Here is a 25,868-nt window from a genome sequence, read left to right on the forward strand (position 1 = left end):
ACAAATACTTTGTAAAACAAACGCGTTTGCAAACGCATATTTTAAGGAGCAAGCATAATGCAAAAAATATCACTCACCACCCTAAAATCCCAAAAAAATATCCCACCACACATAGGCAAAAATCCTAGCAAAATCACTGCCATCACCGCTTATGACGCGCTTTTTGCGCAAATCTTTGATGGCATAGTAGATGTGATTTTGGTAGGCGATAGCCTAAATATGAGCTTTAATGGCAAAGAGGACACCACAAGTTTGAGCGTAGAAGAAATGATATATCACACAAACGCCGTTTTGTCCCGCACAAAGCAATCTTTTGTCATCGCAGATATGCCTTTTGGTAGCTATGATAGCAAAAAATCCGCGCTAAAAAATGCCATAAAAATCATCAAACAAACAGGCGTGCAAGCCCTAAAACTAGAAGTCCCGCTCCACAAACTAGACATTATCAAAGCCCTTGTAAATGAGGGGATTCCCATTATGGCACACATAGGGCTAATGCCACAATTTGTCAAATTTGAAGGTGGATATAAAATCAAAGGTAAAAATGACGCACAAAGCGCGTATTTGCTAGAATCCGCCCTTGCGTTTGAGGAAGCGGGGGTATTTGGATTGCTTTTGGAGGGTATCATTTCTAGTGTGGCAAAAAAGATTTCTAGCAGTGTAAAAATCCCAACGATTGGGATTGGCTCTGGAGTGGATTGCGATGGGCAGATTCTCGTGTGGAGCGATGCTTTTGGGCTATTTAGTGAGTTTAAGCCAACATTTGTTAGGCAATATTTAGACGGAGCGGGGATTTTTAAAAAAGCATTGCAAAAATACGCCACAGATGTCAAAAATGGCGATTTTCCAAATGAAAAAGAAAGCTATTAAATGGCTATTTAATAGCTATCAAAAACTATGAAAATTATATAAAATGGGCTATCAAAAAGCCAAAATGACATTAAATGAGGTTTAAAACAAATGGCAAAAATCACACTTGATTTAGAAAATCTAGATTCTAGTCCAAAAAGCGCGAATCAAAAATCTAGCCCAAAATCTAACCAAAAATCTAATGCACAAAAATCATCAAACGCAAGCAAGGCAAAATCCACCGACACCCAAACAACCGATGAGCGAGAAGTATCCATACAAAAAATCCGCTTTGATGAAAATGTAGAAATCTCACTTCGCCCAAGCGTGTGGGAAGACTACATAGGGCAGGAAAAAATCAAAAAAAACCTAAAAATCGCTATTTTGGGCGCAAAAAAACGCAAAGAAACGCTAATGCACACGCTTCTTTTTGGTCCCCCGGGGCTTGGCAAAACCACTCTTAGCCATATCATCGCCACGGAAATGGAAGCAAATATCAAAGTAAGTGCCGCGCCTATGATAGAAAAAGGCGGGGATTTAGCTGCGATTTTGACAAATATCAATGAGGGGGATATTTTATTTATCGATGAGATTCATAGGCTAAGCCCTGCGATTGAAGAGTTGCTATATCCTGCGATGGAGGATTTTAGGCTAGATATTATCACAGGGAGCGGTCCTGCTGCCCAAACGATAAAAATTGATTTGCCACCTTTTATGCTCATTGGCGCGACTACTAGGGCTGGAATGCTATCAAGCCCGCTTCGCGATAGGTTTGGTATGGATTTTAGATTGCAGTTTTATGACAATAATGAGCTAAGCCAAATCATCGACAAAGCCGCACGCAAGCTAAAACGCGACATAGAAAAAAACGCCAGCCTAGAAATCGCCAAAAGAGCGCGTGGGACGCCTAGAATCGCGCTAAGATTGCTAAAGCGGGTGCGGGATTTCTCCGATGTCGCGGGCGAAGAAGCGATAAGCCTATCCACCACAAAGCACGCTCTAAGCGAGCTTGGCGTAAATGAGCTAGGATTTGATGAGCTAGATTTGCGCTATTTGGAGGCTTTAGCCCGCGCAAAATCGCCTATGGGGCTAAACACCCTCTCTGCAATCATCAGCGAAGATGAGGGCACGATAGAGGATTTGATAGAGCCTTATTTGCTAGCGCAGGGGTTTTTGGAGCGCACAGCAAGGGGGAGGGTAGCTAGCATAAAGACTTATGAATTGTTGCGACTTAGCCCACCAAAGTGGAATCAAAATCACTCACAAAATCCACAAGATACGCCAAAATTGTTTTAAATCGTAGATTTGAAATCGCAAAAACAAGATTAAAAATCCACATTTTGCTAAACAAGATTTTGCCAAAAATCCACCAAAATCAACCAAACCTAACCAAAATTAACCAACCAAAATCCACCAAAAAGGAAACCCAAACAATGCAAGACAAAAACACCGCAAAATCCCCATACCCGCATCTTTGCAAAGCATTTGGCGCATATCAAACAAATTGCTACATTATAAAAACCCCTAAAGGCGAGCTAATCATAGACCCAGGGATTGGCTCAAGCAAATGGGTGCTAGAAAATGTGCAAAATCCGCTTGCTATTCTCATCACGCACGGGCATTTTGACCATATTTTTGATGTGGCAAAAATAAGCGAAAATCTAAAATCTGTGCCTATTTATTGCCCTAGCAAAGATTCGTTTATGATGGAGAGTGATTGCTTTGACACGGGGCTTATCCCCTGCCCTCCTAGCATAAAAGTCCCGTGCGAAAAAGGACGAAGCGATTTTGAGATTGGCGGGGTTTATTTTTCTTATCTGCATTTTCCCGGACATACCCCGGGGTGTAGTATCATCTGCGTTTGGGGAGAGAGAGGGCTAGATAGCACCACTCACAAAAGCAAGTATGCAAGGATTTATAGCGGGGATTTTGTGTTTAGGCGAAGTATCGGGCGGTATGATTTCCCCTACTCAAGCCCGCAAGATATGGCAGATTCACTAAGACGATTTAGGGATTTGGATTTTAGGCTTGATTTGGGGTTGAGTTTAGATGATGATGAGCTAGAGGAAGTAGGGCAAATAGAAATTTTCCCCGGACACGGCGAATCTAGCCACCTAGCGTATGAGCAACACAATGTCAATCTATGGTTAGAGCGAATGTAGCCACAAAAACGCAGAATCTACAAATAACGCATTTTCTTAAAATAACGCAATTTTGGCGCATAATGTGGCTTTGAAACATAATGTAGATTTGGCACATTATGCGACTTTGACACATAATGTAGCTTTGAAACATAATTTAGATTTGGCACATTATGAGGCTTTGGCACATATTGCGGCTTTGGCGCAAAGTTTTTGGACTTTAGTTTTTTTTTTTTGCAAAACCTTAGTGCGAAACTTAAATATGACAAAAATAAAAAGTCGCAATATGACAACAAACATTCCGTGTCATTGCTAGCAACAACTCTACCTTTGTCATTGCGAGCGTTGCAACGCAATGCGTGGCAATCTATCCGCTTGTCATACGACAAACATTCCGTCATTGCGAGCGAACGCTAGTTAAGCATGGCAATCTATAACAAATTTTGTCATACTGAGCGTAGCGAAGTATCTCTAAAATTCAAAACTCAAACAGAGATATTTCGTGTTCAATATGACAAGCCAAAAACGAAGCCTTAATATGACGAAGAAACTTCCGTCATTGCAAACAATGATTCTACTTCTGTCATTGCGAGACTTCCGCAGGAAATCGTGGCAATCTACATTACAATATAGGCAAAATAGATTGCTACGCGGATTTTGACAAATGCGCTCGCAATGACGGAGTGGCAAATTCTCGTAATTGCATTGCAAATTCTTTCAATGACAGTGTTTACCCTCCATTACGGATTCGCAAATCTCTTATTCCCCCATTCCTTGCGGAGGGGGCTAGGGGGTGGGTATCTTGTCATACTGAGCGAAGCGAAGTATCTCACAAAGCACAAATAAATAGAGATATTTCGCGCTCACGCGCTCAATATGACAAAAAAAATCCGTCATCGTGGGCAAGGATTCTGCTTCCGTCATTGCGAGCAAAACACAAGCCTTCGTGGCGCAACCCCACTGCTCAAGCAAATCGTCATTGCGAACAAATGCGACTTTGTTAAAAGTAGCATTTGCGTGGCAATCTATCCGCTTGTCATACGACAAACATTCCGTCATTGCGAACAAAATGAGCGTAAGCGAATTTTTGCGTGGCAATCTATTTATTGCAAATTGTCATACTAAGGTTTCAAAGCAAACGAAGTATCCCAATTTGCAACAAATATATTGCCTCCACAGCCCACACACGCCGATCCTTACACGCACCACCCACACACACCACACAAAAATCTAAAACAATAAATCCTACTCCACGGTTACGGATTTGGCAAGGTTTCGTGGCATATCCACATCATTTCCTAGACGAATCGCCACTTCAATAGACAACAACTGAAGCACTATCATCATAGAAAAAAACTCCTCCATATAGCTACTAGCAGGGGCTATGCGTATGCAGTCATCAGCTAGGGCAAAATCATCTTGGCATATCGCACAGATAGTCGCATCTCGCGCGCTTAGCTCCTCGACATTTGAGCAGATTTTGTCATACAAGAGGTGCTTTGGCATTAGCGCGATAGTGAAAAGATTAGAATCCACTAGCGCGATAGGTCCGTGCTTCATCTCCCCGCTTGCATATCCCTCCGCGTGCAAGTAGCTGATTTCTTTTAGCTTTAGCGCGCCTTCTAATGCTAGGGGATAAAACACATCTCGCCCGATGAAAAAAAATCCGTGTCCGTGCAAATATCGCTTGGATAGTCGCTTGATTTTTTCGTGCAAAGATGGCGTTACTTTGGTGGCTTGAACGGCTTTTAGCATTATGCTTGCTTGCTTTTTTAGCCCGCTAGAATCTATCTCGCCTTTGATTTTGCCTAGATACGCAGAAAAAATCCACAGCACCATTACTTGCGTGGCAAATGCTTTTGTGCTTGCTACGCCTTTTTCGATGCCTGCGCGCGTTAGGATTGTGGCTTTGCTCTCGCGCACGATTGAGCTATTATCCACATTGCAGATAGATAGCGTGTCTAGCCCGCTACTTTTTGCTAGTTTTAGGGCTTCTAGCGTGTCTGCGGTCTCGCCACTTTGAGAAATTGCGACAAAAAGCTCATCATTGCTTAAAATAGGCTTTGCGTAGCGAAATTCGCTTGCTAGCACGACATTTGTGCGGATTTTTGCTTCGCGCTCTAGCAAATATTTGCCTACAAGGGCGGCGTGGTAGCTTGTCCCGCACGCACAGATGGTGATTTGAGAATACTTTATGGCATTATCGCAGTTTTTAGATTTTGTCTTGCTTTTATCGCTAGTCTTGCTAAAATCTATGCTTTTTATGCCAAGTGCTTCTAGCTCATCTAGGCATATTATGCCATCTACCTCGCCACCTACGCGCCCCATCATCGTTTCTAGCAAAACCTTTTCTTGCTCATAGATTTCTTTTTCCATAAAGTATCGAAATCCATCTTTTTGCGCGTAGGATTTGCTTATGCTTAGAGGTTTTTTGGGCGTAAGCGTATCAAAATCTAGCGAGCTACCATAGCTCCCATCTTGGATATATACGACCTCATCTACAAGCCCGATAAGTGGGGCATCTGAAGAGGCAAAATAGATTTCGGCATTTGTGTTGTCTTTTTTGTCGCTGTTTTTTGCGTAGCTTTTGCCGATGATTAGCGGGGCGGCGTTTTTGGCATAAAAGATTTCATTTGGTGCGACTTTGCTGATTAGCAAGATAGCATACGCGCCTTTTAGCCTGCTAGCGGTTTTTTCAAACGCCTCTCTTGGAGTTTTAGCTATTTTGAGATTTTCTTCAAAAAGATGGACGATGACTTCGGTGTCTGTCTGGCTTAAAAAACTATGCCCGCTAGATTCTAGCTCTGTTTTTATTTCTTTGTAGTTTTCGATTATGCCATTATGCACGACATAGCTAAACTCCCCTGTGTGCGGGTGTGCGTTGATTTCGGTAGGTTTGCCGTGAGTCGCCCATCTAGTGTGAGCTATGCCTAGTCCAAACCCATTTGAGCTAAAATCTTTGGTTTTAGATTCTAGGTTGATTAGCTTGCCAACAGCCTTAAAAGCGTGGATATGCGCTTTGTTTTTGTCAGTGTTTTCTAGCACGGCAAATCCAGCAGAATCATAGCCACGATATTCTAATTCTTTTAGTCCATTTAGCAAAATCTCTTTTTTTTCTTTTTTGCCTACATAGCCTATGATTCCACACATTTGGTTTTCCTTTTGGTGTATTTTGTAGCACGGTGTGTTTTAGCGGATTTTAGCGTGCTTTGGAGGATTTTGGCGTGATTTGGCGTGCCAAAATGCAATTCTACACTATTTTTGTAAAAATATATTTTGCTTTGTGTTTGTGCCGATATTTATGCACTTTTAGGGGATTTATGCGTAGTTGGCACAAAATCTATCATAAAATCTGCGATTAAACAATATGTGTTAGAATCTTAGGTTTTATTTATCTAGCACTTTTAAACTTTTAAAACTCGCGCTTTAAAAAATTTGCGCTCTAAAATGTGCTTGCAAAATCAAAACAAAATAAACGCTAAAATCTCATATTTTAAGGAACAATATGTCAAAGAAAAATATGCAAAATCTAGTAAATGCGTTATGTGATTCTAGTATTTTAAAAATGTTATCTTGCGTGCTATTTGTAGCTATGTCTAGCACCATCGCCACAGCCAAAAACACAAAATCTAATCAAAAATACACCCAAGAAACACAAACTACACAAACCCCCGCAACTGATTTTACGCAAGCCACAAATGATTTAAAAACAACAAAGGATTTGACACAAGCCACGCTTACAAACTCTCCCAAAAAAGAACACATCGTAGGCGGTGTCGCTATCAAGGTAAATGGCGACCCTATCACTTTGTATGAAATCAAAACTATCCAAAAACAACGACATTTTGACAAAGAAAAAGCGATTGAATTTCTTATCGCTCAACGGCTAAAAACCCAAGAAATCGAGCGACTAAAAATCAATGTCGATGATGATAGGCTAGATAGAGAAATCGAAAACATCGCCACTCAAAATCAAATGAATATGCAGCAATTTATGCTAGCCCTAAAACGCGAGGGAATCGAATATGATATGTATAGAGATGAGCTAAAAGACCAGATTGAGACTAGGGAGCTTATGCGAAATGTCCTGCTATCTGCTGAAACTTCTAGCGAAGATGAGATACATAGGTATTATAATGAGCACAAAAGCGAGTTTAGCACGCCAAAAGAAGTCGAAGTCGCACGCTACACTTCCAAAAATCCAAAGCTACTAGAGCGCACCATAGCCAATCCAAACACCTCCATAAGTGGCGTAGAAAAAACCCAAGAAAAATTAGAGCTAAGCGCGCTAAATCCACAAATAGCACAGCTTTTTTCATCGCTACGAGAGGGGAGATTTACCCCTGTGCTAGATGCGGGCGGGGGAAGCTATGTAACTTTTCGCGTGGTAAAAAAGATTGGAAAAAATGTGATGAATTTTGATGAAGCAAGGCACTATATCGCCCAAAAATTATCCCAAAACAATCAAGAAAAAGTCCTAAGCGAATATTTTGAAAAAATCAAGCAAAAAGCACATATACAGACTTTGCGCGAGCCATAAATGCAAACTTGCCAAAAACCAAAATGTGAAAATCAAAAAAGCAATCAAGACGCAAAATCTAGCACGCAAGACAAAATGCAAAATCCTAAAGCACGCAAAAACATAAAATCAAAGCCAAAATCTAACAACAAAAAGAGGCGTAAATGTTTGATGAAATAATGTATTTTTACCACGACCCTCTTTTTGGTGCTAGCATTTTGCTAGGCATTGTGGCGATTATTATTTTTGCGGATTGGGGGAAAAATAAATATCAGGCAAAAAAACGCGAAATGGCGTTGGAGGATTTTGCAAAATCATATAGCGAGGGCTCTCTTAGCGATGAGATTATTGATTTTCTTTCTATCTCAAAAAACCCAACCCCACCGCTAATGCTCCTAGCCAAAACCTACTCTTTGGCAGGCGATAGAGGCTATGCTATCAAAATCTATCTAAGTTTGCTAGAAAAAGCACGCGACACGGAGGAAAAAATCATTATCTTAGAATCATTGGGGGTTACTTATTTTGAAGCGGGATTTTTGCAAAGGGCGAAAGAAATCTTTTTAGAAATCCTAAAATCTTATCCTAGAAATAAACAGGTGCTAGATTATCTAATGCGCGTGTATGAGAGTATGGGCGAGTATGAAGAAGCCCTAGATGCGCTAGAATCTATACAGGAACTAAGCTTAGAAAAAGAGCGAGCGCAAAATGAGCAAATGCGCATATTTTTACATTTTATGCTACTAAAAAATAGCAACTTTTTGTCCCTAGAAAAAAAGCGCAAGGAAATCATCGCGCTTATGAGATATTGCGCACAGATAAACCGCTTGGGGCTAGAATATCTAAGTATGTATGATAGGGAGGCTTTTTGGCAGGAAATCATAAGGATAAATCAAAATCCACAAAATCCTAAAAACAATGCTAATACACTAAAATCTAGCGATGATTATAATGCGGATTTTAATGGGGATTTGATAGCAAAAGATTTTAGTAAACAGCCCGCGATAAAAAACCATTCTCCAACAAATATCGCGCAAAATCCACAACACCAAACGCAAAATCTAGCAAACAACCAAAATAAGATTTTAGAAATGCTAGATATTTTGTGGCGTTTCAAAAAAGAGGAAATCCCATTTGAAAAGCTAAAAAATCACAAAAATATCATAGATATTTTTCGTGCAAAAGGCTATGTCAAAGATGAAATTCAATGCGATGTGTTTGAGCTAGAAGCGTTGCGGATTTTGCTTGCGCATTCACTCCAAAAAGGGGAGCTAACTTTTGAATACCGCTGTAATCATTGCAAAAATATTTTTCCTTTTGACTCATATCGCTGTCCTTTGTGCGCGAATATCGGGCAAATGGACTTGGTATTTAAAATCATAGAATCCACGACAAAAGATTTTAATATGGATTTTGCCAAAAATAGCGCGTTTATCAATAGTGCCAAACAATTTGCAAGCAATTTTTCTACTACATAGTTGCAAGGTCGCAAACGCAATAAAAAAGCCAAAAAAGAAGCAAAAAATGCAAACAAAAACAATTCAAATCCATACTGATGGCTCGTGCCTAAGCAATCCTGGGGCTGGCGGATATTGCGCTATCTTGCTATATAAAGGCGTAGAAAAAATCATCAAAGGTGCACACCCCCTAACTACCAATAATCGTATGGAATTACTCGCCGTCATAGAGGGGCTAAAAGCCCTAAAAGAGCCTTGCAATATCGAAATTTTTAGCGATTCAAAATATGTGTGCGAGGCTATCAATAAATGGCTTCCAAATTGGGTAAAAAAAGATTTTGACAAAGTCAAAAATGTCGAACTATGGCAGGAATATCTATCCATCTCAAAACCGCACAAAATCACGGCTACTTGGGTAAAGGGGCATAATGGCGATACGATGAATGAAAAATGTGATAAAATAGCAAGAGAGCAAGCCAAAAGCGTGCAAAAAACAAAAATAGATTCAAAAATAGATTCTAAGTAAGAATGTAAAAAAAAGCAATCAAACGCCATTATCAACACGATTTTTACGATTTTGCAAAAAAATCTAATAACATTTAAGGAAAAAAATGTCTAAATTCGCCCCCTTAGAATCCGCACTTGGCTATCGTTTTGCAAGCCAAAATCTACTCCAAGAAGCCCTAACCCACAAAAGCTGTGTAAATACCAAAAACAACGAACGATTAGAGTTTTTGGGCGATGCGGTGCTAGATTTGCTAGTGGGGGAATATTTGTTTTGTAAGTTTGAGTATTTTGATGAGGGGAGGTTGTCTAAAATGCGCGCTAGCCTTGTGAATGAAAAAAGTTTTGCTAGCTTTGCTAGGCATTTGGGCGTGGCTGATTTTCTTGTGCTATCTGTGAGCGAAGAGCAAAATAATGGACGGCAAAAAGACTCTCTACTATCCAATGCCTTTGAAGCGATAATGGGGGCGGTGTATTTAGAATCTGGGATTGACAAAGTCCGCGAAATCATACAAAATATTTTGGAGAGATTCTACCCAAATATGCGATTTGAAAACTTGCTTACTGATTATAAAACCGCTTTGCAAGAGCTAACCCAAGAGCGATTTGGCGTCCTGCCTAGCTATGAGCTACTCCACCAAAAAGGACCTGACCATAAAAAAGAGTTTTTTATCCAAGTCTGCATACACAATACCATCTATGCAAAAGCCTATGGCAACTCTAAAAAAAGTGCCGAGCAAGCCTGCGCAAAGCTAGCATATCAAGCACTAACAAACAATCAAAATGCAAAATCTAACAAATCCCAAAAAACCCCCAAACCCGATAAACACGACAAACATAAAAAAGATTACAACAAAGAGAGCCAAAATAGTAAAGAAAGCAAAGCAAAAGATTTTGACAAAAAATCAAAATCTAACCAAAAATCTAGCTTGAAATCTAACCAAAAATCTGCCAAAAAATCTCACAAAAAGGCACAAAAATGAATACTTTTGGAAATGCCTTAAAGCTAAGCACTTTTGGGGAATCGCACGGCACGCATATCGGTTGCATTTTAGATGGATTCCCATCAGGAATCAAAATCAACGAAGCATTGCTAAAAAAAGAGCTATCGCGCAGGCAAGGTGGCAAAAACGCATTTGGCACGCCTAGAAAAGAAGCGGATTTGCCACAGATTTTGAGCGGTGTTTTTGAGGGAGTTAGCACGGGTGCGCCTATCGCGCTACTTTTTGAAAATAGCAATGTAAAATCCAAAGATTATAGCGAAGTGGCAAATGTATTTCGCCCATCTCACGCGGATTTTACATATCAGTGCAAGTATGGGATTAGGGATTATCGTGGCGGGGGGCGAAGCTCGGCTAGAGAGAGTGTGGCACGCGTGGCGGGAGGGGCATTTGCCAAAATGCTTTTAGGGGAGTTTGGGATTTTCACTCAAAGTGGGATTTTTAGCATCGGTGGGTGCAAGGGGGAAAAACTAGATTTTGACTACGCGCTAAAAAGTGAGATTTTCTCGCTTGATAAAAACAAAGAAAATGAGCAAAAAAATATCATTTTGCAAGCGCGAAAAGAGGGGGATAGTATCGGTGGGTGCGCACTTATAAAGGCAAGTGGAAATGCTAGGGTGTTAAGGGGGCTTGGAGAGCCGTTGTATCATAAACTAGATAGTGTTATAGGTGGTGCATTTCTTGGGCTAAATGGCGTAAAAGCCGTAGAAATAGGGAGCGGGGCAGAATCTAGCCAAAAAAAAGGTAGCCAAAATAACGATGAAATGAGGCTAGAATCTAGCAAAACTCTAAAATCTAAAAAGGAATCTAGCCAAAAATCTAATGCAAAATCTAGCAAAGAAAATATGTTTGATAATGCTAGATTTGCTAGCAATCATAGCGGTGGGATTTTGGGCGGTATAGCAAATGGCGAAGATATTATCATCAAAGTGCATTTTAAGCCCACGCCTAGCATATTTTTGCCACAAAAAACGCTAAAAATGGAATCTAAAACCCTAAAACCTTGCACGCTTGAGCTAAAAGGCAGGCACGACCCTTGCATAGCGATTCGCGGAAGCGTGGTGTGCGAGAGTATGCTAGCGTTTATATTAGCGGATATGTTGTTATTAAACACCCGCGCTACATTATCAAATTTGCAAAAAATATATTTGGACTAAAAAGGCTAGTTGTAAGCGCGGAATTGCAAGCGCGATTGAAAATGACAAAATCATTGGAATTTAAAAAAAAATGCTAAAATTTCCACTCAAAATTACCTTTTAAAAGGAGTAGCTATGAAAAAATTAGTAGTCGCAATGGTATTTGGGATTTTTGGTTTTGTGGGGGTTGGATTTGGCGAGGTGGCAGAATCTAGCCTAGATTCTAGCGCACAAACAAACACGCAAACAGAATCTAATGTGGATTCTAGTGTAGATTCTAAGGCGGATTCTACATTAGAATCTAAAGACGCCAAAGACTCTAAAGTCGGCATTCAAACGCAAGAAAAATCCACGCAAAGCGCAGAGGACAGCGCACAAGCATCTAGCGAGCAAACGCAAACTAATGCAGAGTCGCAATCTAGCGCAGAATCTAAAACGGAGTTATCTAGGGCGGAGCTTGATTCTCAAACGCAAGATTTGCAAGCTAAATATCCAAATAGCGATTGGGAAGTGGGAACTGAAATGGAAAATAGCGAGTGGAGCAAAAAAAGCGCGGAATGTTCCCTAGAGGACAAGACAGAGGCGCAGCGCGAAAAATGCAAAGCAGCGCAGGCAAAAAGGCTTCATAGCCTATGCAAAAGCAAGGGGGATAAATACTGCGTGCTAAAAGTCGCGCTTTTTGCTGGGGAAAATAGGTTGATTGAAGACATTGATATTTTATACAAAAGTTGCGACAATGGATATGGCTCAGCTTGCACATTTTATGGAATGGGTGTGGGCAATATGGGCGATAAGGCAAATGAGCTAAGACTATATGAAAAAGCCTGTGAGCTAGGAAGTGCTATGGGTTGCTTTGGCGTAGGTGGCATATATTTTGAAAAAGATAAAGACGCAAAAAAAGCAAAACCATACATCGATAAAGCGATAGATTTGGGCGATATGGGTTGCCAAAATGGTTTTGAAGTGGCGTGCAAATGGCTAGATAATGTAAAAAAAGTAAAAACAGAAATAGAGCTACAAATAGAAGCCCTAAATAAACCACAAGAAGCTGACACAGGCAAAAAGTCTAAAAAATCCAAAAAATAAAAAGGGTTAAAAACCGCTAAAATCCCTCTTTTGCAACCTTTTTTTTGCGTTTGCCTAGATTTTATGCAAAATCATTTTTTTTTAAAAGTGATTTTGCATAATGCGGATTTTAGCTAAAGGGTGGCTTTGAGTTTTTTGGGCGTATCGACTCTCCAAACTTCACTACAATGCTTTTATGTAAAATACTTTTTTATAAAATGCAATGCTACATTTACAAAACTCTAAATCATTAAAAAAGAGTAAGAATCCACAAAAGATAAAAATTTTAAAAAGATTTGCAAGTGTGATAAAGCACGACTTTGCCTAGCGTTGTTTTGCTAGATTTTGATTTAGCCCAAAAACATTTTAGAAAAACATTTAGAAAGAAATTTTAGACAGGCTTTTAGAAATAAATTTAGAAAGAATTTTAGAAAGACATTTAGCGGGACAAACCAAAATCAACGCTTAAAAACCCTTAAAAAAACCAAATTGTAGATTTTGGTTTGCTAGTTTTTTTATTGCAAAATCTTAATTGCAAAATCTTAGAAAAATAGTTTAGCCAAATGGCATTACAAAAATAAATAAAGCGTTATTTTTTTAGCCATTTTGGAGGGTGAGCCTGCAAGGCAGAATCTTTAAACATATCTTTCATTATCGCATCGGGGCGGAGCTTTTCTGCCCAAGCATCAAGATTTTGTTTATAAGAGGGGGTTTTTTCAAACATTTTATTCATATTTTTGACATTGCGGATATTCCACATATCAAGCGGTTGATTAAACGCCTTTGTGCCATAAAACATTCCTTTCATTGAGCGCACCTTGCTTACATCCCATTTATCAAGCGGTTGGTTAAACGCTTCCGCCCCAGCAAACATCGCTATCATCACCTCTACATTGCTTACATCCCAGCTATTTAGTGGCTCATTAAAGGTTTCTAGCCCTTTAAACATTAAACTCATATCTTTGACATTGCTGACATCCCAGCATTCAATCCCCTTAAATTCATCTCGCAAAGGGATAAGATATTCAATATCAGGGTCATCTTCGTCTTCCTCTGCGTCAAAAAATAGACGCTTCATATCCGTGATTTTACTCGTATCAATCTCGCCTAGAGATATGCTCTCATCTCTTACAAGTTTTTTTAGCGCGATTAGATTTTTGGGGAAATATTTTGGCTTAGGGCAACTAAGCTCTTCATCATCATAGTCCGCATCTGTGCCGACTGATTTAGAATCTGCAAATCTTTTAAAATCCACCGACTTTATATTTAGCGATTCTTTTGGGATTTCTAGTTTTGAAATATCAACCTCTTCGTCCTCTTCATCTACCGTAATATCTGGCTCATCATCGATTTCATCGGCTTTGACGCTTGTCGTTTTTTCTTGCTGAAATAGCGCGCAACCTGTCGTGCCAAACGCCACAAAAAAGCCCAAAAACCCGATAAGTAAATATTGATATATTTTGCTAAGTTGTATCCGTGTGTGATTTTGTCCGTGCTGCATTTGTTCTCCTTTGGATTTTTAAGTGTTGCAGAGGTTTGTCATTGTTTGATTTTGTTATGCCTTAGACTACAGAGTCAAAGTCGGTATTGTATAACAAAAATTATCTACATAAGGTAAATCATTTTAAAATTTTAGACAAGATTTTGAGAAAAAAATCTATCTGCATAAACGACACAAAATCTATCACAAAAAATCACCAAACACACAAATGTAACAAAATGTTTCTTAACGAAGCAAATATCCTAAAATCCGCTTTGAAAGCCTATTTGCTGATATTTGCTTAGGCTTTTTTGTGCGTTTTTGATTCTCAAAAAGGGCAAAATTATGATTTTATATAGTTTTTTTATATTTTTGTGTTTATTTAATAAGATTTTTAAATGTTTATCGTTACAATCAACTTTTTGATTTTACAAAAGGAGAACGCAATGGCTGAAGTCAAAAGACGCGATTTTTTAGGCATAGCATTAGGTGGGGTTACCGCTGTGGGTGCTGTGGCTTCGCTAATCGCTATGAAAAAGACTTGGGACCCTCTCCCAAGTGTCGTCTCTGCTGGTATCACAACCATAGATGTAGCAGAATTAAAAGAGGGTGATTTTTCTCGTGTAGAGTGGCGCGGTAAGCCTGTTTTTATCATTAGGAAAGAAGCGCAAGATGGCTTTGATGCGAAGCGAAACTTCAAAATCGGAGATGGGGTTTATACGCTAGGTTTGCAGATTTGCACTCATTTGGGCTGTATTCCTTTTTACAAATCCGATGAAAAAAGTTTCCTCTGTCCTTGCCACGGAGGTAGATTTAGTCTAGATGGTTACAATGTCGAGGGCACGCCACCGCCTAGACCTTTTGACCTTCCGCCATTCAAAATCGATGGCACGGTGCTGACACTTGGTGTTGCTGGACCCGAGTATGAAGCTATGCTAAAAGCATAAAGGAGAGAAAATGGCGACTTTTAACAAATCAGAAGGGCTTATGGATTGGCTAGATAAAAGGCTTGGTGTAAATAAATTTCTAAAGGTAATGATGACGGAATATTGGATTCCAAAAAATATCAATTTCCTTTGGGCTATGGGCGTGCTTTTGCTGACATTATTTACGCTACTTGTGGTAAGCGGGCTATTTTTGCTTATGTATTACAAGCCCGATACGGACTATGCGTTTAATAGTGTGAATTTCACTATTATGAAAGAAGTGGAGTTTGGCTGGCTATGGCGACATATCCACGCAGTGGCTGCAAGTATGGTGTTTGTGATTATTTACATTCATATGTTTGTGGCGATTTATTATGGCTCTTATAAACAGGGGCGAGAAATGGTGTGGATAGGCGGTATGCTACTTTTTGTGGTTTTTTCTGCGGAGGCGTTTAGTGGCTATATGTTGCCTTGGGGACAGATGAGCTATTGGGCTGCGACAGTTATCACAAATCTATTTGGTGGGATTCCCATTATCGGCGATGATTTAGTCGAATGGATACGAGGAAACTATGTCGTAGCCGATGCGACTTTGACAAGATTTTTTATGCTTCATGTGGTGTTATTGCCTGTGGTGATAATGCTACTTATCGCTTTTCACTTCTATTCATTGCGATTCCCCCATGTCAATAACCAAGATGGAGAGGAAATAAACTTTGAAGAAGAAGCAAAAAAATACCAAGAGGGCAAAAAAGCAGAATCCAAAGTGATTCCTTTTTGGCCTGTGTTTATGTCAAAAGACATTTTTGTGGTTTGTGCATTTATGGTGCTATTTTTCTACCTTGTGTGCTATCACTTTGATTTTGCGATGGACCCTGTGAATTTTGACCCAGCGGATTCTCTAAAAACCCCTACGCATATTTACCCAGAGTGGTATTTTTTGTGGAGCTATGAAGTGTTGCGTGGATTCTTTTTCAATGTAGGACCAATCAAAGCTAGCGACATAGGGCTTGCGGCATTTGGCGTGGCACAAGTGGTGTTTTTGCTACTTCCGTGGCTTGATAGAAGCCCTGTGGTAAAGCCAGCCCACAAGCGCAAAGCGTATTTTGTATGGTTTTGGTTGCTAATCATTGATTTAATCGTCCTAACCATATATGGCAAGCTCCCACCAGAGGGAATCAACACATACATAGGCTGTGTAGCTTCGCTTGGATTCTTGTTTCTTATATTTGTAGCGTTGCCTTATATCACTATAAAAGAGCGTAAAGCCGCGCAAGGAGGTGGGCTATGAGAGAAATAAAGATTTTAGCCATTATTGTGGTTGTCATAGGTGTGATTTATTGGGGCGTAGAGCCTTTGGCACATAGTATTATGCACCCAAAAGTAGCCGATGCGCAGTTTGATTTTGTCGCAAGTGGCAAAAGCGATGTGTTTGATTTAAAACAGCTTGTAAAAAAAGCAAATGCAAATCTAGCGCAAGCCCAAAAAAGTGGCAATGAGCTAAACATACAACGAGCGCAAAAAGAGCTGGACAAAGCCCAAGAAAATCTATCTAATTTAGATGGATTTTGGAGCAAGATGGATTTAAAAAACGGCAATGCAGAAAAGGGCAAGCAAGTTTTTATAGAAAATTGTAACTCCTGCCATACGGTAAAATCCCAAGATGACTTAGCCGCTCGTAGCACTGAGCAAAGCGATGAGGAAGTATCGCAAGCCTATGGCGTTATCCCGCCAGATTTATCCACTGTGGCAGCGGTGCTAGACCACAACTTTTTGGCGCATTTTATCAAAAATCCTATTTTGGCTTCTAAGCTATGGCATAAAGAGGACTTAGTCTATCCTATGTCAGGCTATGATTGGCTAGGCGATGAGGCGATAGCAAATATCGTGGCGTATCTAGCTTCTATCGCGCCACAAGAGATTAGCGACAAAGAAGTCTTTGAGCAAGCCTGCTTGCGTTGCCATAGTGTAAATTATGACAAACTTACTTCGCCTAGCGTCATCGGCGATTTGAATCGCTACTTGGGGGCTCGCTCATATATTTATTTTTATATGAGCACAAATTCTAGCACTGATGATTTGGAGAGGTATCTAGGAGCGCGTGCGCCTGACTTGTCTATGATGATGCGTGCGCGTGGAGAGGACTATCTCTACAAATTTATCAACGACCCACAAAAGCTATTGCCCAACACTTCTATGCCACGACTAGGGCTTACAAAAGAAGCTGAGCAAAAAGTCATCAACTACCTAAAAGAAGTAGGCGACACCAAAAAAGAAGAGCGAGAATCGCTAGGCTGGAGAATAATGCTATTCTTTGGCATTATGGCGGTGCTTGCGTATCTTTGGAAGCGCAAAATGTGGGCTGATTTGCATTAGTTTAAGTCGATTAGTCTAAGTTGATTTTTGGAGGGGGATTTTTAAGAGAATCTAGCGATTCTCTTAAAACTTTTTAAAAAAAGTTTATGTTTTTTTGTAAAATCTACATACGCCAAATCTTAATCTACACAAAAATCTGCTTTGCTTGCAAAAACTATTTTTCCCACAAAAACTGCTTTGAGCAAAATCTACCATCATACAAAAACGATTTTTTTGCAAAAATCACTTTAGCGCAAAATCCACCCTACCACAGAATCCGCGTTAGCGTAAAAACCGCATTACAAATAAAACTCACAAATTTGATTAAAATTTTTGTTAGAAATCTTTACGCTACCGATTAGCTCACTTTTGTCAATCTCTATGCCCCTTTTATTTGGCATATACGGATAAAACGAAAACTCCACATACTTACCTTTGATTTGGCACTCCACTTGGCAGGGATTTTTAGAAGTTGAGGAAAATGAACTATCCATTTTTCCAACCGCGTAGCCCTTTTTCTTATCTTTTAGCATAGCCTTTTTCCGCAGAAACTTAAAAAACTGCATTTTTCTCCGTGTCATTACCACCCCTTTATTTATCAAATATTTACGCAAATGCTAATGTTTTATTGCATTTGCAAAACCTAGTATTGTATCATTTTTTAGTCAATTTTATTTGTCAGGTATGTTAGGGTGATAATTAGGCTTGGTAGATTTTGACATTTGCGATATGTTTTGCTATTACCTGCTATTAGCTTATATATAGGACAAACGCCCTAAAATCAACTCACAAACCCCCACGCAAAATCTCACTATTTTCTAAAATAACTTACCATCATTGCCACGCTTAACTAGCGTTTTATCGCAATGACCCACCCCCTAGCCCCCTCCGCAAAGGGAGGGGGAATAAGAGAATTGCGAATCCGTAATGTGAGGGCAAACACTGTCGTTGAAAGAATTTGCAATGCAATTACGAGAATTTGCCACTCCGTCATTGCGAGCGGATTTGTCAAAATCTGCGTGGCAATCTAGTTTTTACCAAAAATGTGTTTTGGCATTTTATATCGATAGATTGCCACGATTCTAGCTTGTTTGACAAAAGCCTAAAATCTTGCAATGAGGGCAATCCTTATTGGGGCTAAATATTGCACAAATTCTAGCAACGACAAATTATTTTTAAAACCTATAAAAACTACAAAACCTGCAAAATCTATAAATCTGTAAAAACCTGCAAAATCCAAAATAACCCCCACAATAAAACAACAAAATTTTCTTATTAAACAAGCATTTTAAGACTTTTATGAGAATTACGCGCATTTTTACTTTTTTGTATTATAATCCCCCGCGTTTTATCAAAGCAAAATAAAAATCGCTTTTGATAAGATATAAATCTATCCCGTAAAGGAACATAAAATGTGTGTAAATCCTACAAACGAAACAAACAAAAATAAGGCGAATGTGTCGCTAAAAATTTCGGCGATTTGTTTTGCATTGCTTTGCCAAAATCTATCTGCTAATGCGATTTTGGCTAATAACGAGAGAGAGAGAGAGAGAGAGAGAGAGTAATTCCCACGCAAAATCTTTCTAACTACAAATCGTCATTGCGAGCGTTGCAACGCAACGCGTGGCAATCCACGACAAAAAATGCGACAGAAAACATAGATTGCCACGAAAATCCTAGCGGATTTTCTCGCAATGACGATAAGAGGGTGGATTGCTACAAATCCGCTAACGCAGATTCTCGCAATGACGGCGACAAAACAAACCCACAAAAATACATAAAACTAGCACAAGTAGATTCTATCCGCACGGATTCTACGCAAATAGATTTTACAAACACCACAGCAAAATCCACGCAAATAGATTCTATACAAATGGATTCTGTGCAAAATGATTCTAATCAAACGGAATCTACAAACACCACAACAGAATCTATGAAAACAGATTCCACCTCGCAAGCATTTGAAAAACCCTCCCGCTACAATAAACTAAAATCCAAAAACGACTTAGAATCAACAAATTTGCAAGCAAAAGATTTAGGCAAAATTAGCGTTACTGCGATAGGGTTTGACACTTCGCTAATCCAAGAGCAAAGAAATATCATCATAATCGACAAAAGCGAGCTGCAAAACAAAGGCTACACCACTATCCAAGATGCCCTTCAAAACACTCAAGCGACTTTTACTTACAATGGATTTAACTCCCCAAATATCGATATTCGTGGACAGGGTGCAAGTGCTTCGCGAGCAGTGAAAATCCTGCAAAATGGCGTGCCTATAAATCTAACAGATTCCCCTTTTGCGTATAATCGCACGCCTATAAATGCGCTTAGCGTCCAAAATATCGAAAAAATAGAGATAATACCCGGTGGCGGAGCAGTCCTATATGGCAATGGCACGCGTGGTGGCGTGGTAAATATCATCACAAAAAAGTCAAATAAAAACTATTTTAGCGCAATGATAGGCGATGTATTTAGCGAGCCAAAAGGCGTAAGCAATATACAAAACTCTCCAACAATAGCCCTGCAAGGTGGAATCAATATAAAAAAAGTATTTGTAGGGCTAAGCGGGGAATACCACGATAAAAATGGCTACCGTGAGGGCGAGAAAAATAGAGGCTACTCTCTAAGTGGTGATATTATCTATGCTATCAATGATTCTCATCGTTTAAGCGCAAATCTAAATTTTTATGAGGAATGGCTAAAATTTGCCGATGGGCTAACTTATGCAGAGCTACAAAGTAATCGCAGGCAATGGAAAAGTGGCAACTCTCAAAATGAAATGAAAAAGACAAATGCGTCCTTGTCGCTAAATCACAACTACCACCAAAACTACGGCAATGATAAAAATCTAACGCTAGATACTACGGCATTTTACGCGTATGACAACAACACTTACCAAAATTCTGCTGGATATTTTTTTGACAACAAAGCAGGGCTAAATTTTAAAAGCAAGTATGGCTACAACAAAAATGGGGAAGTGATACTTGGATATGAAATGCTCTACGCAGAGGGCAAAAGAGGCAGTTTTCAAGATATTAACATTCTCCTCCAAAACACAATGACAAGACGGCAAATCGTGCGAAATATCAACCACCCACGCAAAATCTCAAACTCAATCTTTGGGCTAAATAGACATTATTGGCTAAATAGATTTATAAATGGCAATCACAAAGCATTTTCTACTTCGTTTGGTATGCGCTATGAAAACGCGGTATATTTGCTAGAGCGAAGCACTTATCAATGGGGACAAAACTACAATAATGGCGTAGTTTTGGGGAATCCAACCATAATAGATGACACGCAAAAGCCAAAAAGCACTTCTAATAATCTCGCCATAGAAATCTTGCCTAGTTTTGAATACTCGCTCACAGGGAATGTATATGCCAAATATGAACGCGGATTTGTCTCTCCAAGTCCTAGTGAGCTAACCAACAAAAGCGCGAACCAAACCTACTATGCAAGTGGTGTAAAGCCAGAGACTTATGACACACTAGAGCTAGGCATAAAAGATGAGATTTTGGAGAATCCTATCGGGTTTAGCGTGTTTTATACGCACACAAATGGTGAGATAATGTATGAAGCTCTAGGCAATATGTTTGGTGGAGGGTGGAGATATTATAACCTTGATGAGACACATAGAGCGGGTGCGGAGCTATATAGCAAACAACAATTTTGGAGGCTAAAATTTAGCCAAAATCTAAGCTATATTTTTTCACGCATTGCAAAAGGCAGCAACAAAGGCGCAAAAGTCCCGCTCGTGCCAGATTATAAATTAGCGTTTGATTTTGGTATAGAAGCACTAAAATCTACAAAACATAATTTAACGCTATTTATAAATCCCATATTTTATGGAAATCAACGCGATAGCTACAATGCCAAAATCAAAGGCTATATTTTGACAGATATTGGCGGAATATATGCTTATAAATGGAGTGAAAAAAGCCTAGAGCTAAGCTTTGGGGTGCGAAATGTGGCTGATACCAAATACAACTATTTGCAATATAAAGCGACTAACGGAGAGTATTTATACTTGCCTGCGTGGGGCAGGAGTTTTTATGCAGAAATGCGATTTAGAATCTAGCTTTTTTAGGATAATTTTGATTAGATTTTATGCTAGGTTTTTGCTATATTTTGGGTTTGGTAGCGATTTATCTAGGTGGCAAAATCTTATGCTAGATTTTGTAAAATCTAGCATAAGATTTTTGAAGTTTTTGCAGTTTATTGCATTTGCAAAAAGTTTTATTCATTTTTTATTCATCTTTTTGCTTATCCCAGCAAAGGATTGTCTTTCCCTCGTCATCTTTGGTTACATCGCCCATACCCATTATATTATACCCCGCATCGACATAGTGGATTTCGCCTGTTACGCCATTTGCCAAATCGCTTAGCAGATACATAGCCGAGTTGCCGACATCTTGCGTGCTTACATTGCGCTTGAGTGGGGCGTTGATTTCGTTATACTTTAGTATCATTCTAAAATCCCCGATACCGCTTGCAGCAAGGGTTTTTATCGGTCCTGCGCTGATTGCATTTACACGGATTCCGCGAGTGCCCAAATCCCTAGCAAGATAGCGCACACTAGATTCTAGCGCGGCTTTTGCCACGCCCATCACATTATAATGCGGGACATATTTTACGCCCCCTAAATAACTAAGCGTTAGGATAGATGAGTTGTCTTTGAGGGCGGGCAAACAAGCGCGAGTAAGGGAGAGTAGCGAATACACAGAAGTGCCTAGCGCAATATCAAACGCCTCTTTTGTGGTGTTGATAAACGCGCCTTCTAATGCCTCTTTTGGCGCATACGCTACGGCGTGGACTAGGAAATCTATCTCGCCAAATGTGGATTTTAGATTTTGGGATAGAGAATCTAGGTGGGTTTGGTTATTTACATCTAGCTCTAGCACGCATTTTGAGCCAAACTCTTGTGCGATAGGCTCTACGCGCTTTTGCAATGCCTCATTTAGATATGTGAAAGCCATTTGCGCGCCTTGCTCATAGCAGGATTTTGCTATGCCATAGGCTATGGATTTGTTGTTTGCTACGCCTACGATTAGTCCTTTTTTACCTTTTAGTAGCATTATGCACCCCTTTAGATTTTGGTAATAAATCTACAATTATAGCAAAGAAAAATGACAACTTCGTTATTGCATTTGTGTGGCGTATGGAATCTTTTTTGTTTATTTTATTAGCCTTTATGCCTGCTAGTCATTGCATACCAAAATCTACGATTAAAATAAAAACAAAGAAAACGCGTGAAAAAAACAAAAAATCATTTGCTGGATATTCCATTGTCAAATGCCATTGCCACAACGCTACCGCTTGCATACATCGATACGCATTGCAAAGCTAGCACGACAAAAAATCTGCTTGCTTTTTCTGGTGGTAGCGATTCAGTCGCGCTATTTTTTGGGCTAATGCAAAATGGCGTGGATTTTGACATAGCGATTGTGGATTATGGGCTAAGGGAGCAAAGCAAAGAAGAGGTAAGCTACGCGCTAAATCTAGCAAAAAAGCATAATAAACAATGTTTTGTAAAAAAATCCCCCAAAATCAAATCAAATTTTGAAGCAAATGCGAGGGACTTTCGCTACGAATTTTTTGAAGAATTGATAGCAAAATATGGCTATGAAAATCTACTTTTAGCACATCATTTTAATGACAAAGTGGAGTGGTTTTTTATGCAGCTTAGCAAAGGTGCTGGGCTTGGGAATATGCTTGGGTTTGAGGGCGTAGAAAAAAGAGAAAAAGGGCTTATAAAAAAGGGGGTAAAATATCGCATTATCCGTCCTATGATTTGGATACAAAAGGGTAGGATTTTAGATTTTTGCAAGGCAAATGGGATAAAATTTTTTAGTGATTGTAGCAATTTTGATAGCACATATAAGCGCAATTTTATGCGTTTAAATTTTGTGAATGATTTTGTCAAAGAGTTTGGCAAGGGGGTAATATTTAGCTTTGAGTTGCTTGAATGCGAAAAAAACGCGCTATATGCGGGGCGGGTAAAAGATTTTGGGAAATTTTGCATAATAGAAGCTAGAAATGTGCTAGAGGCACTGCACCATATCGATAAATATGCCAAACAAAATGGCTATGTCATCTCTAGCAAACAGCGAGATGAGATTGTGCGCTGTGGGTTTGCCTGCGAAGTGGGAGGGGCAAGCAGGGCAAAAAATCTCACAAATAAAAATAGCGACAAATCGGCGGGAAGAATCAAGCAAGCTACAATCACGCAGGCTAGAATCACACAAAAAGGATTTATGCTAGAAAATATCAGCAATCTTTTTGAAAATCTATCTAAAAACACAAATGAGGAAAATAAGAAAATCTATATTTTTATAAGGGGGCTAAATATAGCAAACAACACAGAATCTAACAATGCAAAAAACGCCAAAATGCAGAAAATGCCAAAAAACACAAAAACCACAAAACCTCAAAAAACCTCAAACGCTACGAGCTTGCCAAAGGATTTTAAAGAGTTTGCAAGAAAATCAAAAATCCCAAAAAGAATGCGAAAAACCCTATATGATTTTTCATTAGAAAAAGGGCTAAGCTATCAAAAAACCCTAGAATCTATCATTAAATATTTTTGTTTTTGAAAAATTTTGTTTTTTTTTTTTTTGACTTGGCGACAAAAATCTATTGTCGCAAAAAATCCAAATGTCTAAAATCCAAAGATTCTAGACCATACCCGCCCATCTAGTTTTAGCTCCATACTTACTTGGCATATCCCCTCTTTGCACGCGCTATCTCGCACTTGTGCGCCTCGTATCACGGCATTTACTCGCGCTTTTACACGCGAATTTTTAAGCACCATATTATGCACGGTATCATTTGCGCTGATTTTGATACCATACATTTGCTCGCCTAGCTGTCGATAACCATCGACTATCGCTGAACGCTTTGCCATAGCCACTGCTTGCGCTGGCGTGCAACAATCAGCAGGCGCAACCCCTATGCCAACTACCTCGATTTCTATGACTTCATTTTCCTTAGGAAAATCAGCTGGCAATCCGCTTCTAACACTTTTTACGCTAGAAGCTGGGGCACTACTTGTAGAGCTTGGGCTATCATCTTCTACTTCATCTTCTTCATCTTCGTCAAACTCTTCTTCATCATCATCGTCATCATCATCTGTCGCAGCAAATCCCTGCGAAGCAAACACTAGCCCTGCAACAAAAAAGGCTGTCCCAAGTTTCAAACCTAGTTCTTTAAGCATCTGTGCCATATAAGTATCCTTAATAGATTAGGATTTGGTCGATTCCAAAAAATCGGCATTGGGGGGGATTATAGCACTTTTGCTTTTTTATTGTCAAGGTTTTTTAGGCATTTTAGGGCAAATTTTACACTTCAAACGCCCTAAATCACACAAAAGCCACATAATCTAGCTAAAAAATAGCGTAAAATTCCACGCTTTTTTTGGACAAAATCTACTCAATTTTTATAAAACCCAAGCCAAAATCTATACAAAAATCTAAAAAATAAGAATCCAAACTATTCAAGCTCTAATTTTCTAACTATCAAAAATCTAGCTAGCAAGTAATACGCCAAACTTACGAGAATGTAAGACAAAATATTATAAAAAACAAACGAAAATCTAAGTGAGTTTTTAATAAAATCCATAAACAAATCCCCATTATGTGCCATAAGCGAAGGTGCATCAAAAATTTTATCAACAAAACGCAAAATCCCCTCTTTATCAAACGCTTCAGGCAAAATCCCAATACCACTTAACACCACATCAAACACTGCACTTACGATGCCCGTAGCCATAGAAATCCCTATAAAAATGACAATCCCAATCACAAGCCTAAAACTGCTTATGCGCAAAAAATTTAGCACCGCCAAAGTCAGCAAAACCTGCAACAAAAACTCCAATATGCTACAAAGACCATAAGAGAGATTTATCGCAATAAAGCCAATACTAACGCCAAACTCCACTCGACTAAGCCTAGAGATAAACTCACTCACCACGCCAAACAAATTAAAATCTGATAAAAACGCAAGCGCACAAAAACTAAGCACACCAACATACACAAAACTAGCACCCATCAAAACAAAGCACCCAAGCACCTTTGCTAGCAAAATCCTATCAATCCCCAAAGGCAGACAAAAAAGCAAGTATCCATAAGCCCCAAAAAGATTTTTGCCAAAAGCGTTGATGATATTTAGGATTTGCACCACGAAAAATCCTAATATGCTACCCATAAGCAAAAATGTGCATATTGAGGAAAATAAGCCCCAATATAATCCCATAGAACGCGAATCCAAGATAGAGCCAGAAACCATAAATTTTATTATCACCACGACCCCAACTAACCCTATGCCAAACAACACGCCCATAATAATGTAGGGCAAAAATCCCTGTTTTAGTTCGTATTTTAATAGATTTTTCAAATTCGCTCCTTAGATATTATCAAATCCCAAAAACTAGCTATAAA

25 protein-coding genes and 2 pseudogenes are annotated in these 25,868 nt (G+C 39.3%); 21 read left to right on the top strand and 6 right to left on the bottom strand.

Features of this window, described 5'->3' with window-relative positions:
- Positions 1–66: 66 nt before the first annotated feature.
- The 7 genes from panB (at position 67) to ACWIUO_RS03710 (ending at position 4,224) form a co-directional block, all read left to right on the top strand.
- Entirely contained in the window at positions 67–870 is an 804-nt protein-coding gene (gene panB, locus ACWIUO_RS03680; RefSeq protein ID WP_454176653.1) for a 3-methyl-2-oxobutanoate hydroxymethyltransferase, read from the top strand.
- A gap of 255 nt (positions 871–1,125) precedes the next feature.
- A complete protein-coding gene (gene ruvB / locus ACWIUO_RS03685) occupies positions 1,126–2,145 on the top strand; it encodes a Holliday junction branch migration DNA helicase RuvB (RefSeq protein ID WP_454176654.1) in 1,020 nt (339 codons plus the stop codon).
- 137 nt (positions 2,146–2,282) lie between these two features.
- Complete coding sequence (locus tag ACWIUO_RS03690; protein WP_454176655.1) at positions 2,283–3,011, top strand: MBL fold metallo-hydrolase; 729 nt, start codon at positions 2,283–2,285, stop codon at positions 3,009–3,011.
- Between the two features lie 192 nt (positions 3,012–3,203).
- Entirely contained in the window at positions 3,204–3,407 is a 204-nt protein-coding gene (locus ACWIUO_RS03695) for a hypothetical protein (protein ID WP_454176575.1), read from the top strand.
- A 121-nt stretch (positions 3,408–3,528) separates the two neighbouring features.
- Entirely contained in the window at positions 3,529–3,651 is a 123-nt protein-coding gene (locus ACWIUO_RS03700) for a hypothetical protein (RefSeq protein ID WP_454176576.1), read from the top strand.
- 22 nt (positions 3,652–3,673) lie between these two features.
- The gene (locus ACWIUO_RS03705) at positions 3,674–3,994 is read left to right on the top strand and encodes a hypothetical protein (RefSeq protein ID WP_454176577.1); all 321 of its coding nucleotides are present in this window, start codon (positions 3,674–3,676) and stop codon (positions 3,992–3,994) included.
- Positions 3,970–4,224: a hypothetical protein gene (locus ACWIUO_RS03710; RefSeq protein WP_454176578.1), complete on the top strand. Its 255-nt coding sequence runs from the start codon at positions 3,970–3,972 to the stop codon at positions 4,222–4,224. The genes ACWIUO_RS03705 and ACWIUO_RS03710 overlap by 25 nt, the downstream gene beginning before the upstream one ends.
- 11 nt (positions 4,225–4,235) lie before the next feature.
- On the opposite strand, the gene glmS is transcribed toward ACWIUO_RS03710, so the two are convergent.
- The gene (glmS, locus tag ACWIUO_RS03715) at positions 4,236–6,140 is read right to left on the bottom strand and encodes a glutamine--fructose-6-phosphate transaminase (isomerizing) (RefSeq protein WP_454176579.1); all 1,905 of its coding nucleotides are present in this window, start codon (positions 6,138–6,140) and stop codon (positions 4,236–4,238) included.
- A gap of 355 nt (positions 6,141–6,495) precedes the next feature.
- Here glmS and ACWIUO_RS03720 point away from each other — a divergent pair, with 355 nt between their 5' ends.
- The 7 genes and pseudogenes from ACWIUO_RS03720 to ACWIUO_RS03750 all read left to right on the top strand — a co-directional run bounded on the left by ACWIUO_RS03720 (position 6,496) and on the right by ACWIUO_RS03750 (position 12,690).
- Complete coding sequence (locus ACWIUO_RS03720; RefSeq protein WP_454176580.1) at positions 6,496–7,530, top strand: peptidyl-prolyl cis-trans isomerase; 1,035 nt, start codon at positions 6,496–6,498, stop codon at positions 7,528–7,530.
- Entirely contained in the window at positions 7,531–7,689 is a 159-nt protein-coding gene (locus tag ACWIUO_RS03725) for a hypothetical protein (protein ID WP_454176581.1), read from the top strand. It begins immediately after the preceding gene.
- Positions 7,674–8,984, top strand: a complete 1,311-nt coding sequence (locus ACWIUO_RS03730) for a tetratricopeptide repeat protein (RefSeq protein ID WP_454176582.1) — start codon at positions 7,674–7,676, stop codon at positions 8,982–8,984. Before ACWIUO_RS03725 ends, ACWIUO_RS03730 begins: the two co-directional genes overlap by 16 nt.
- A 46-nt stretch (positions 8,985–9,030) precedes the next feature.
- Positions 9,031–9,489, top strand: a complete 459-nt coding sequence (gene rnhA / locus ACWIUO_RS03735; RefSeq protein WP_454176583.1) for a ribonuclease HI — start codon at positions 9,031–9,033, stop codon at positions 9,487–9,489.
- An 85-nt stretch (positions 9,490–9,574) separates the two neighbouring features.
- Positions 9,575–10,237, top strand: a pseudogene (rnc, locus tag ACWIUO_RS03740) (ribonuclease III); the annotation flags it as partial.
- Between the two features lie 209 nt (positions 10,238–10,446).
- The gene (gene aroC / locus ACWIUO_RS03745) at positions 10,447–11,625 is read left to right on the top strand and encodes a chorismate synthase (RefSeq protein ID WP_454176584.1); all 1,179 of its coding nucleotides are present in this window, start codon (positions 10,447–10,449) and stop codon (positions 11,623–11,625) included.
- 114 nt (positions 11,626–11,739) lie between these two features.
- Positions 11,740–12,690, top strand: a complete 951-nt coding sequence (locus ACWIUO_RS03750) for a hypothetical protein (RefSeq protein ID WP_454176585.1) — start codon at positions 11,740–11,742, stop codon at positions 12,688–12,690.
- 568 nt (positions 12,691–13,258) lie between these two features.
- On the opposite strand, the gene ACWIUO_RS03755 is transcribed toward ACWIUO_RS03750, so the two are convergent.
- Entirely contained in the window at positions 13,259–14,170 is a 912-nt protein-coding gene (locus ACWIUO_RS03755) for a BspA family leucine-rich repeat surface protein (RefSeq protein WP_454176586.1), read from the bottom strand.
- A gap of 425 nt (positions 14,171–14,595) precedes the next feature.
- On the opposite strand from ACWIUO_RS03755, the gene petA reads away from it, so the two are divergent.
- From petA to ACWIUO_RS03770, 3 genes and pseudogenes are all read left to right on the top strand, one after another.
- On the top strand, positions 14,596–15,096 hold the full coding sequence (gene petA / locus ACWIUO_RS03760) for a ubiquinol-cytochrome c reductase iron-sulfur subunit (protein WP_454176587.1): 501 nt from the start codon (positions 14,596–14,598) through the stop codon (positions 15,094–15,096).
- Between the two features lie 10 nt (positions 15,097–15,106).
- Positions 15,107–16,366, top strand: coding sequence for a cytochrome b (locus tag ACWIUO_RS03765; RefSeq protein WP_454176588.1), 1,260 nt, complete (start codon positions 15,107–15,109; stop codon positions 16,364–16,366).
- Positions 16,363–16,971: pseudogene (locus ACWIUO_RS03770) on the top strand (c-type cytochrome); the annotation flags it as partial. The gene ACWIUO_RS03765 and the pseudogene ACWIUO_RS03770, both read left to right, overlap by 4 nt.
- A 758-nt stretch (positions 16,972–17,729) precedes the next feature.
- Here the strand turns inward: ACWIUO_RS03770 and ACWIUO_RS03775 are convergent.
- A complete protein-coding gene (locus tag ACWIUO_RS03775; RefSeq protein ID WP_454173076.1) occupies positions 17,730–18,011 on the bottom strand; it encodes a hypothetical protein in 282 nt (93 codons plus the stop codon).
- Between the two features lie 382 nt (positions 18,012–18,393).
- On the opposite strand from ACWIUO_RS03775, the gene ACWIUO_RS03780 reads away from it, so the two are divergent.
- The 3 genes from ACWIUO_RS03780 (at position 18,394) to ACWIUO_RS03790 (ending at position 21,511) form a co-directional block, all read left to right on the top strand.
- A complete protein-coding gene (locus ACWIUO_RS03780) occupies positions 18,394–18,516 on the top strand; it encodes a hypothetical protein (RefSeq protein ID WP_454176589.1) in 123 nt (40 codons plus the stop codon).
- Between the two features lie 326 nt (positions 18,517–18,842).
- On the top strand, positions 18,843–18,995 hold the full coding sequence (locus ACWIUO_RS03785) for a hypothetical protein (protein WP_454176590.1): 153 nt from the start codon (positions 18,843–18,845) through the stop codon (positions 18,993–18,995).
- Positions 18,996–19,039: 44 nt separating this feature from the next.
- Positions 19,040–21,511, top strand: a complete 2,472-nt coding sequence (locus tag ACWIUO_RS03790; RefSeq protein WP_454176591.1) for a TonB-dependent receptor — start codon at positions 19,040–19,042, stop codon at positions 21,509–21,511.
- 169 nt (positions 21,512–21,680) lie between these two features.
- Here ACWIUO_RS03790 and fabI read toward each other — a convergent pair whose 3' ends face one another.
- On the bottom strand, positions 21,681–22,508 hold the full coding sequence (fabI, locus tag ACWIUO_RS03795; protein WP_454176592.1) for an enoyl-ACP reductase FabI: 828 nt from the start codon (positions 22,506–22,508) through the stop codon (positions 21,681–21,683).
- 174 nt (positions 22,509–22,682) lie between these two features.
- Here fabI and tilS point away from each other — a divergent pair, with 174 nt between their 5' ends.
- Positions 22,683–24,026, top strand: a complete 1,344-nt coding sequence (tilS, locus tag ACWIUO_RS03800; RefSeq protein ID WP_454176593.1) for a tRNA lysidine(34) synthetase TilS — start codon at positions 22,683–22,685, stop codon at positions 24,024–24,026.
- 65 nt (positions 24,027–24,091) lie between these two features.
- Here tilS and ACWIUO_RS03805 read toward each other — a convergent pair whose 3' ends face one another.
- Positions 24,092–24,655, bottom strand: coding sequence for an LPP20 family lipoprotein (locus ACWIUO_RS03805; protein ID WP_454176594.1), 564 nt, complete (start codon positions 24,653–24,655; stop codon positions 24,092–24,094).
- A 266-nt stretch (positions 24,656–24,921) separates the two neighbouring features.
- The gene (locus ACWIUO_RS03810; RefSeq protein ID WP_454176595.1) at positions 24,922–25,824 is read right to left on the bottom strand and encodes a hypothetical protein; all 903 of its coding nucleotides are present in this window, start codon (positions 25,822–25,824) and stop codon (positions 24,922–24,924) included.
- Positions 25,825–25,868 lie beyond the last annotated feature (44 nt).

It is taken from the genome of Helicobacter sp. T3_23-1056 (assembly GCF_053654535.1).

Bases quoted from the DNA above. Each gene is read 5' to 3' on its own strand.
- ACWIUO_RS03765 (WP_454176588.1), top strand. From the start codon at position 15,107: ATGGCGACTTTTAACAAATCAGAAGGGCTTATGGATTGGCTAGATAAA.
- ACWIUO_RS03700 (WP_454176576.1), top strand. From the start codon at position 3,529: ATGACGAAGAAACTTCCGTCATTGCAAACAATGATTCTACTTCTGTCA.
- ACWIUO_RS03780 (WP_454176589.1), top strand. From the start codon at position 18,394: ATGCAATTACGAGAATTTGCCACTCCGTCATTGCGAGCGGATTTGTCA.
- ACWIUO_RS03785 (WP_454176590.1), top strand. From the start codon at position 18,843: ATGTGTGTAAATCCTACAAACGAAACAAACAAAAATAAGGCGAATGTG.
- ACWIUO_RS03805 (WP_454176594.1), bottom strand. From the start codon at position 24,655: ATGGCACAGATGCTTAAAGAACTAGGTTTGAAACTTGGGACAGCCTTT.
- aroC (WP_454176584.1), top strand. From the start codon at position 10,447: ATGAATACTTTTGGAAATGCCTTAAAGCTAAGCACTTTTGGGGAATCG.
- ACWIUO_RS03755 (WP_454176586.1), bottom strand. From the start codon at position 14,170: ATGCAGCACGGACAAAATCACACACGGATACAACTTAGCAAAATATAT.
- ACWIUO_RS03690 (WP_454176655.1), top strand. From the start codon at position 2,283: ATGCAAGACAAAAACACCGCAAAATCCCCATACCCGCATCTTTGCAAA.
- glmS (WP_454176579.1), bottom strand. From the start codon at position 6,140: ATGTGTGGAATCATAGGCTATGTAGGCAAAAAAGAAAAAAAAGAGATT.
- ACWIUO_RS03725 (WP_454176581.1), top strand. From the start codon at position 7,531: ATGCAAACTTGCCAAAAACCAAAATGTGAAAATCAAAAAAGCAATCAA.
- ACWIUO_RS03730 (WP_454176582.1), top strand. From the start codon at position 7,674: ATGTTTGATGAAATAATGTATTTTTACCACGACCCTCTTTTTGGTGCT.
- fabI (WP_454176592.1), bottom strand. From the start codon at position 22,508: ATGCTACTAAAAGGTAAAAAAGGACTAATCGTAGGCGTAGCAAACAAC.
- ACWIUO_RS03720 (WP_454176580.1), top strand. From the start codon at position 6,496: ATGTCAAAGAAAAATATGCAAAATCTAGTAAATGCGTTATGTGATTCT.
- rnhA (WP_454176583.1), top strand. From the start codon at position 9,031: ATGCAAACAAAAACAATTCAAATCCATACTGATGGCTCGTGCCTAAGC.
- ACWIUO_RS03750 (WP_454176585.1), top strand. From the start codon at position 11,740: ATGAAAAAATTAGTAGTCGCAATGGTATTTGGGATTTTTGGTTTTGTG.
- petA (WP_454176587.1), top strand. From the start codon at position 14,596: ATGGCTGAAGTCAAAAGACGCGATTTTTTAGGCATAGCATTAGGTGGG.
- ACWIUO_RS03775 (WP_454173076.1), bottom strand. From the start codon at position 18,011: ATGACACGGAGAAAAATGCAGTTTTTTAAGTTTCTGCGGAAAAAGGCT.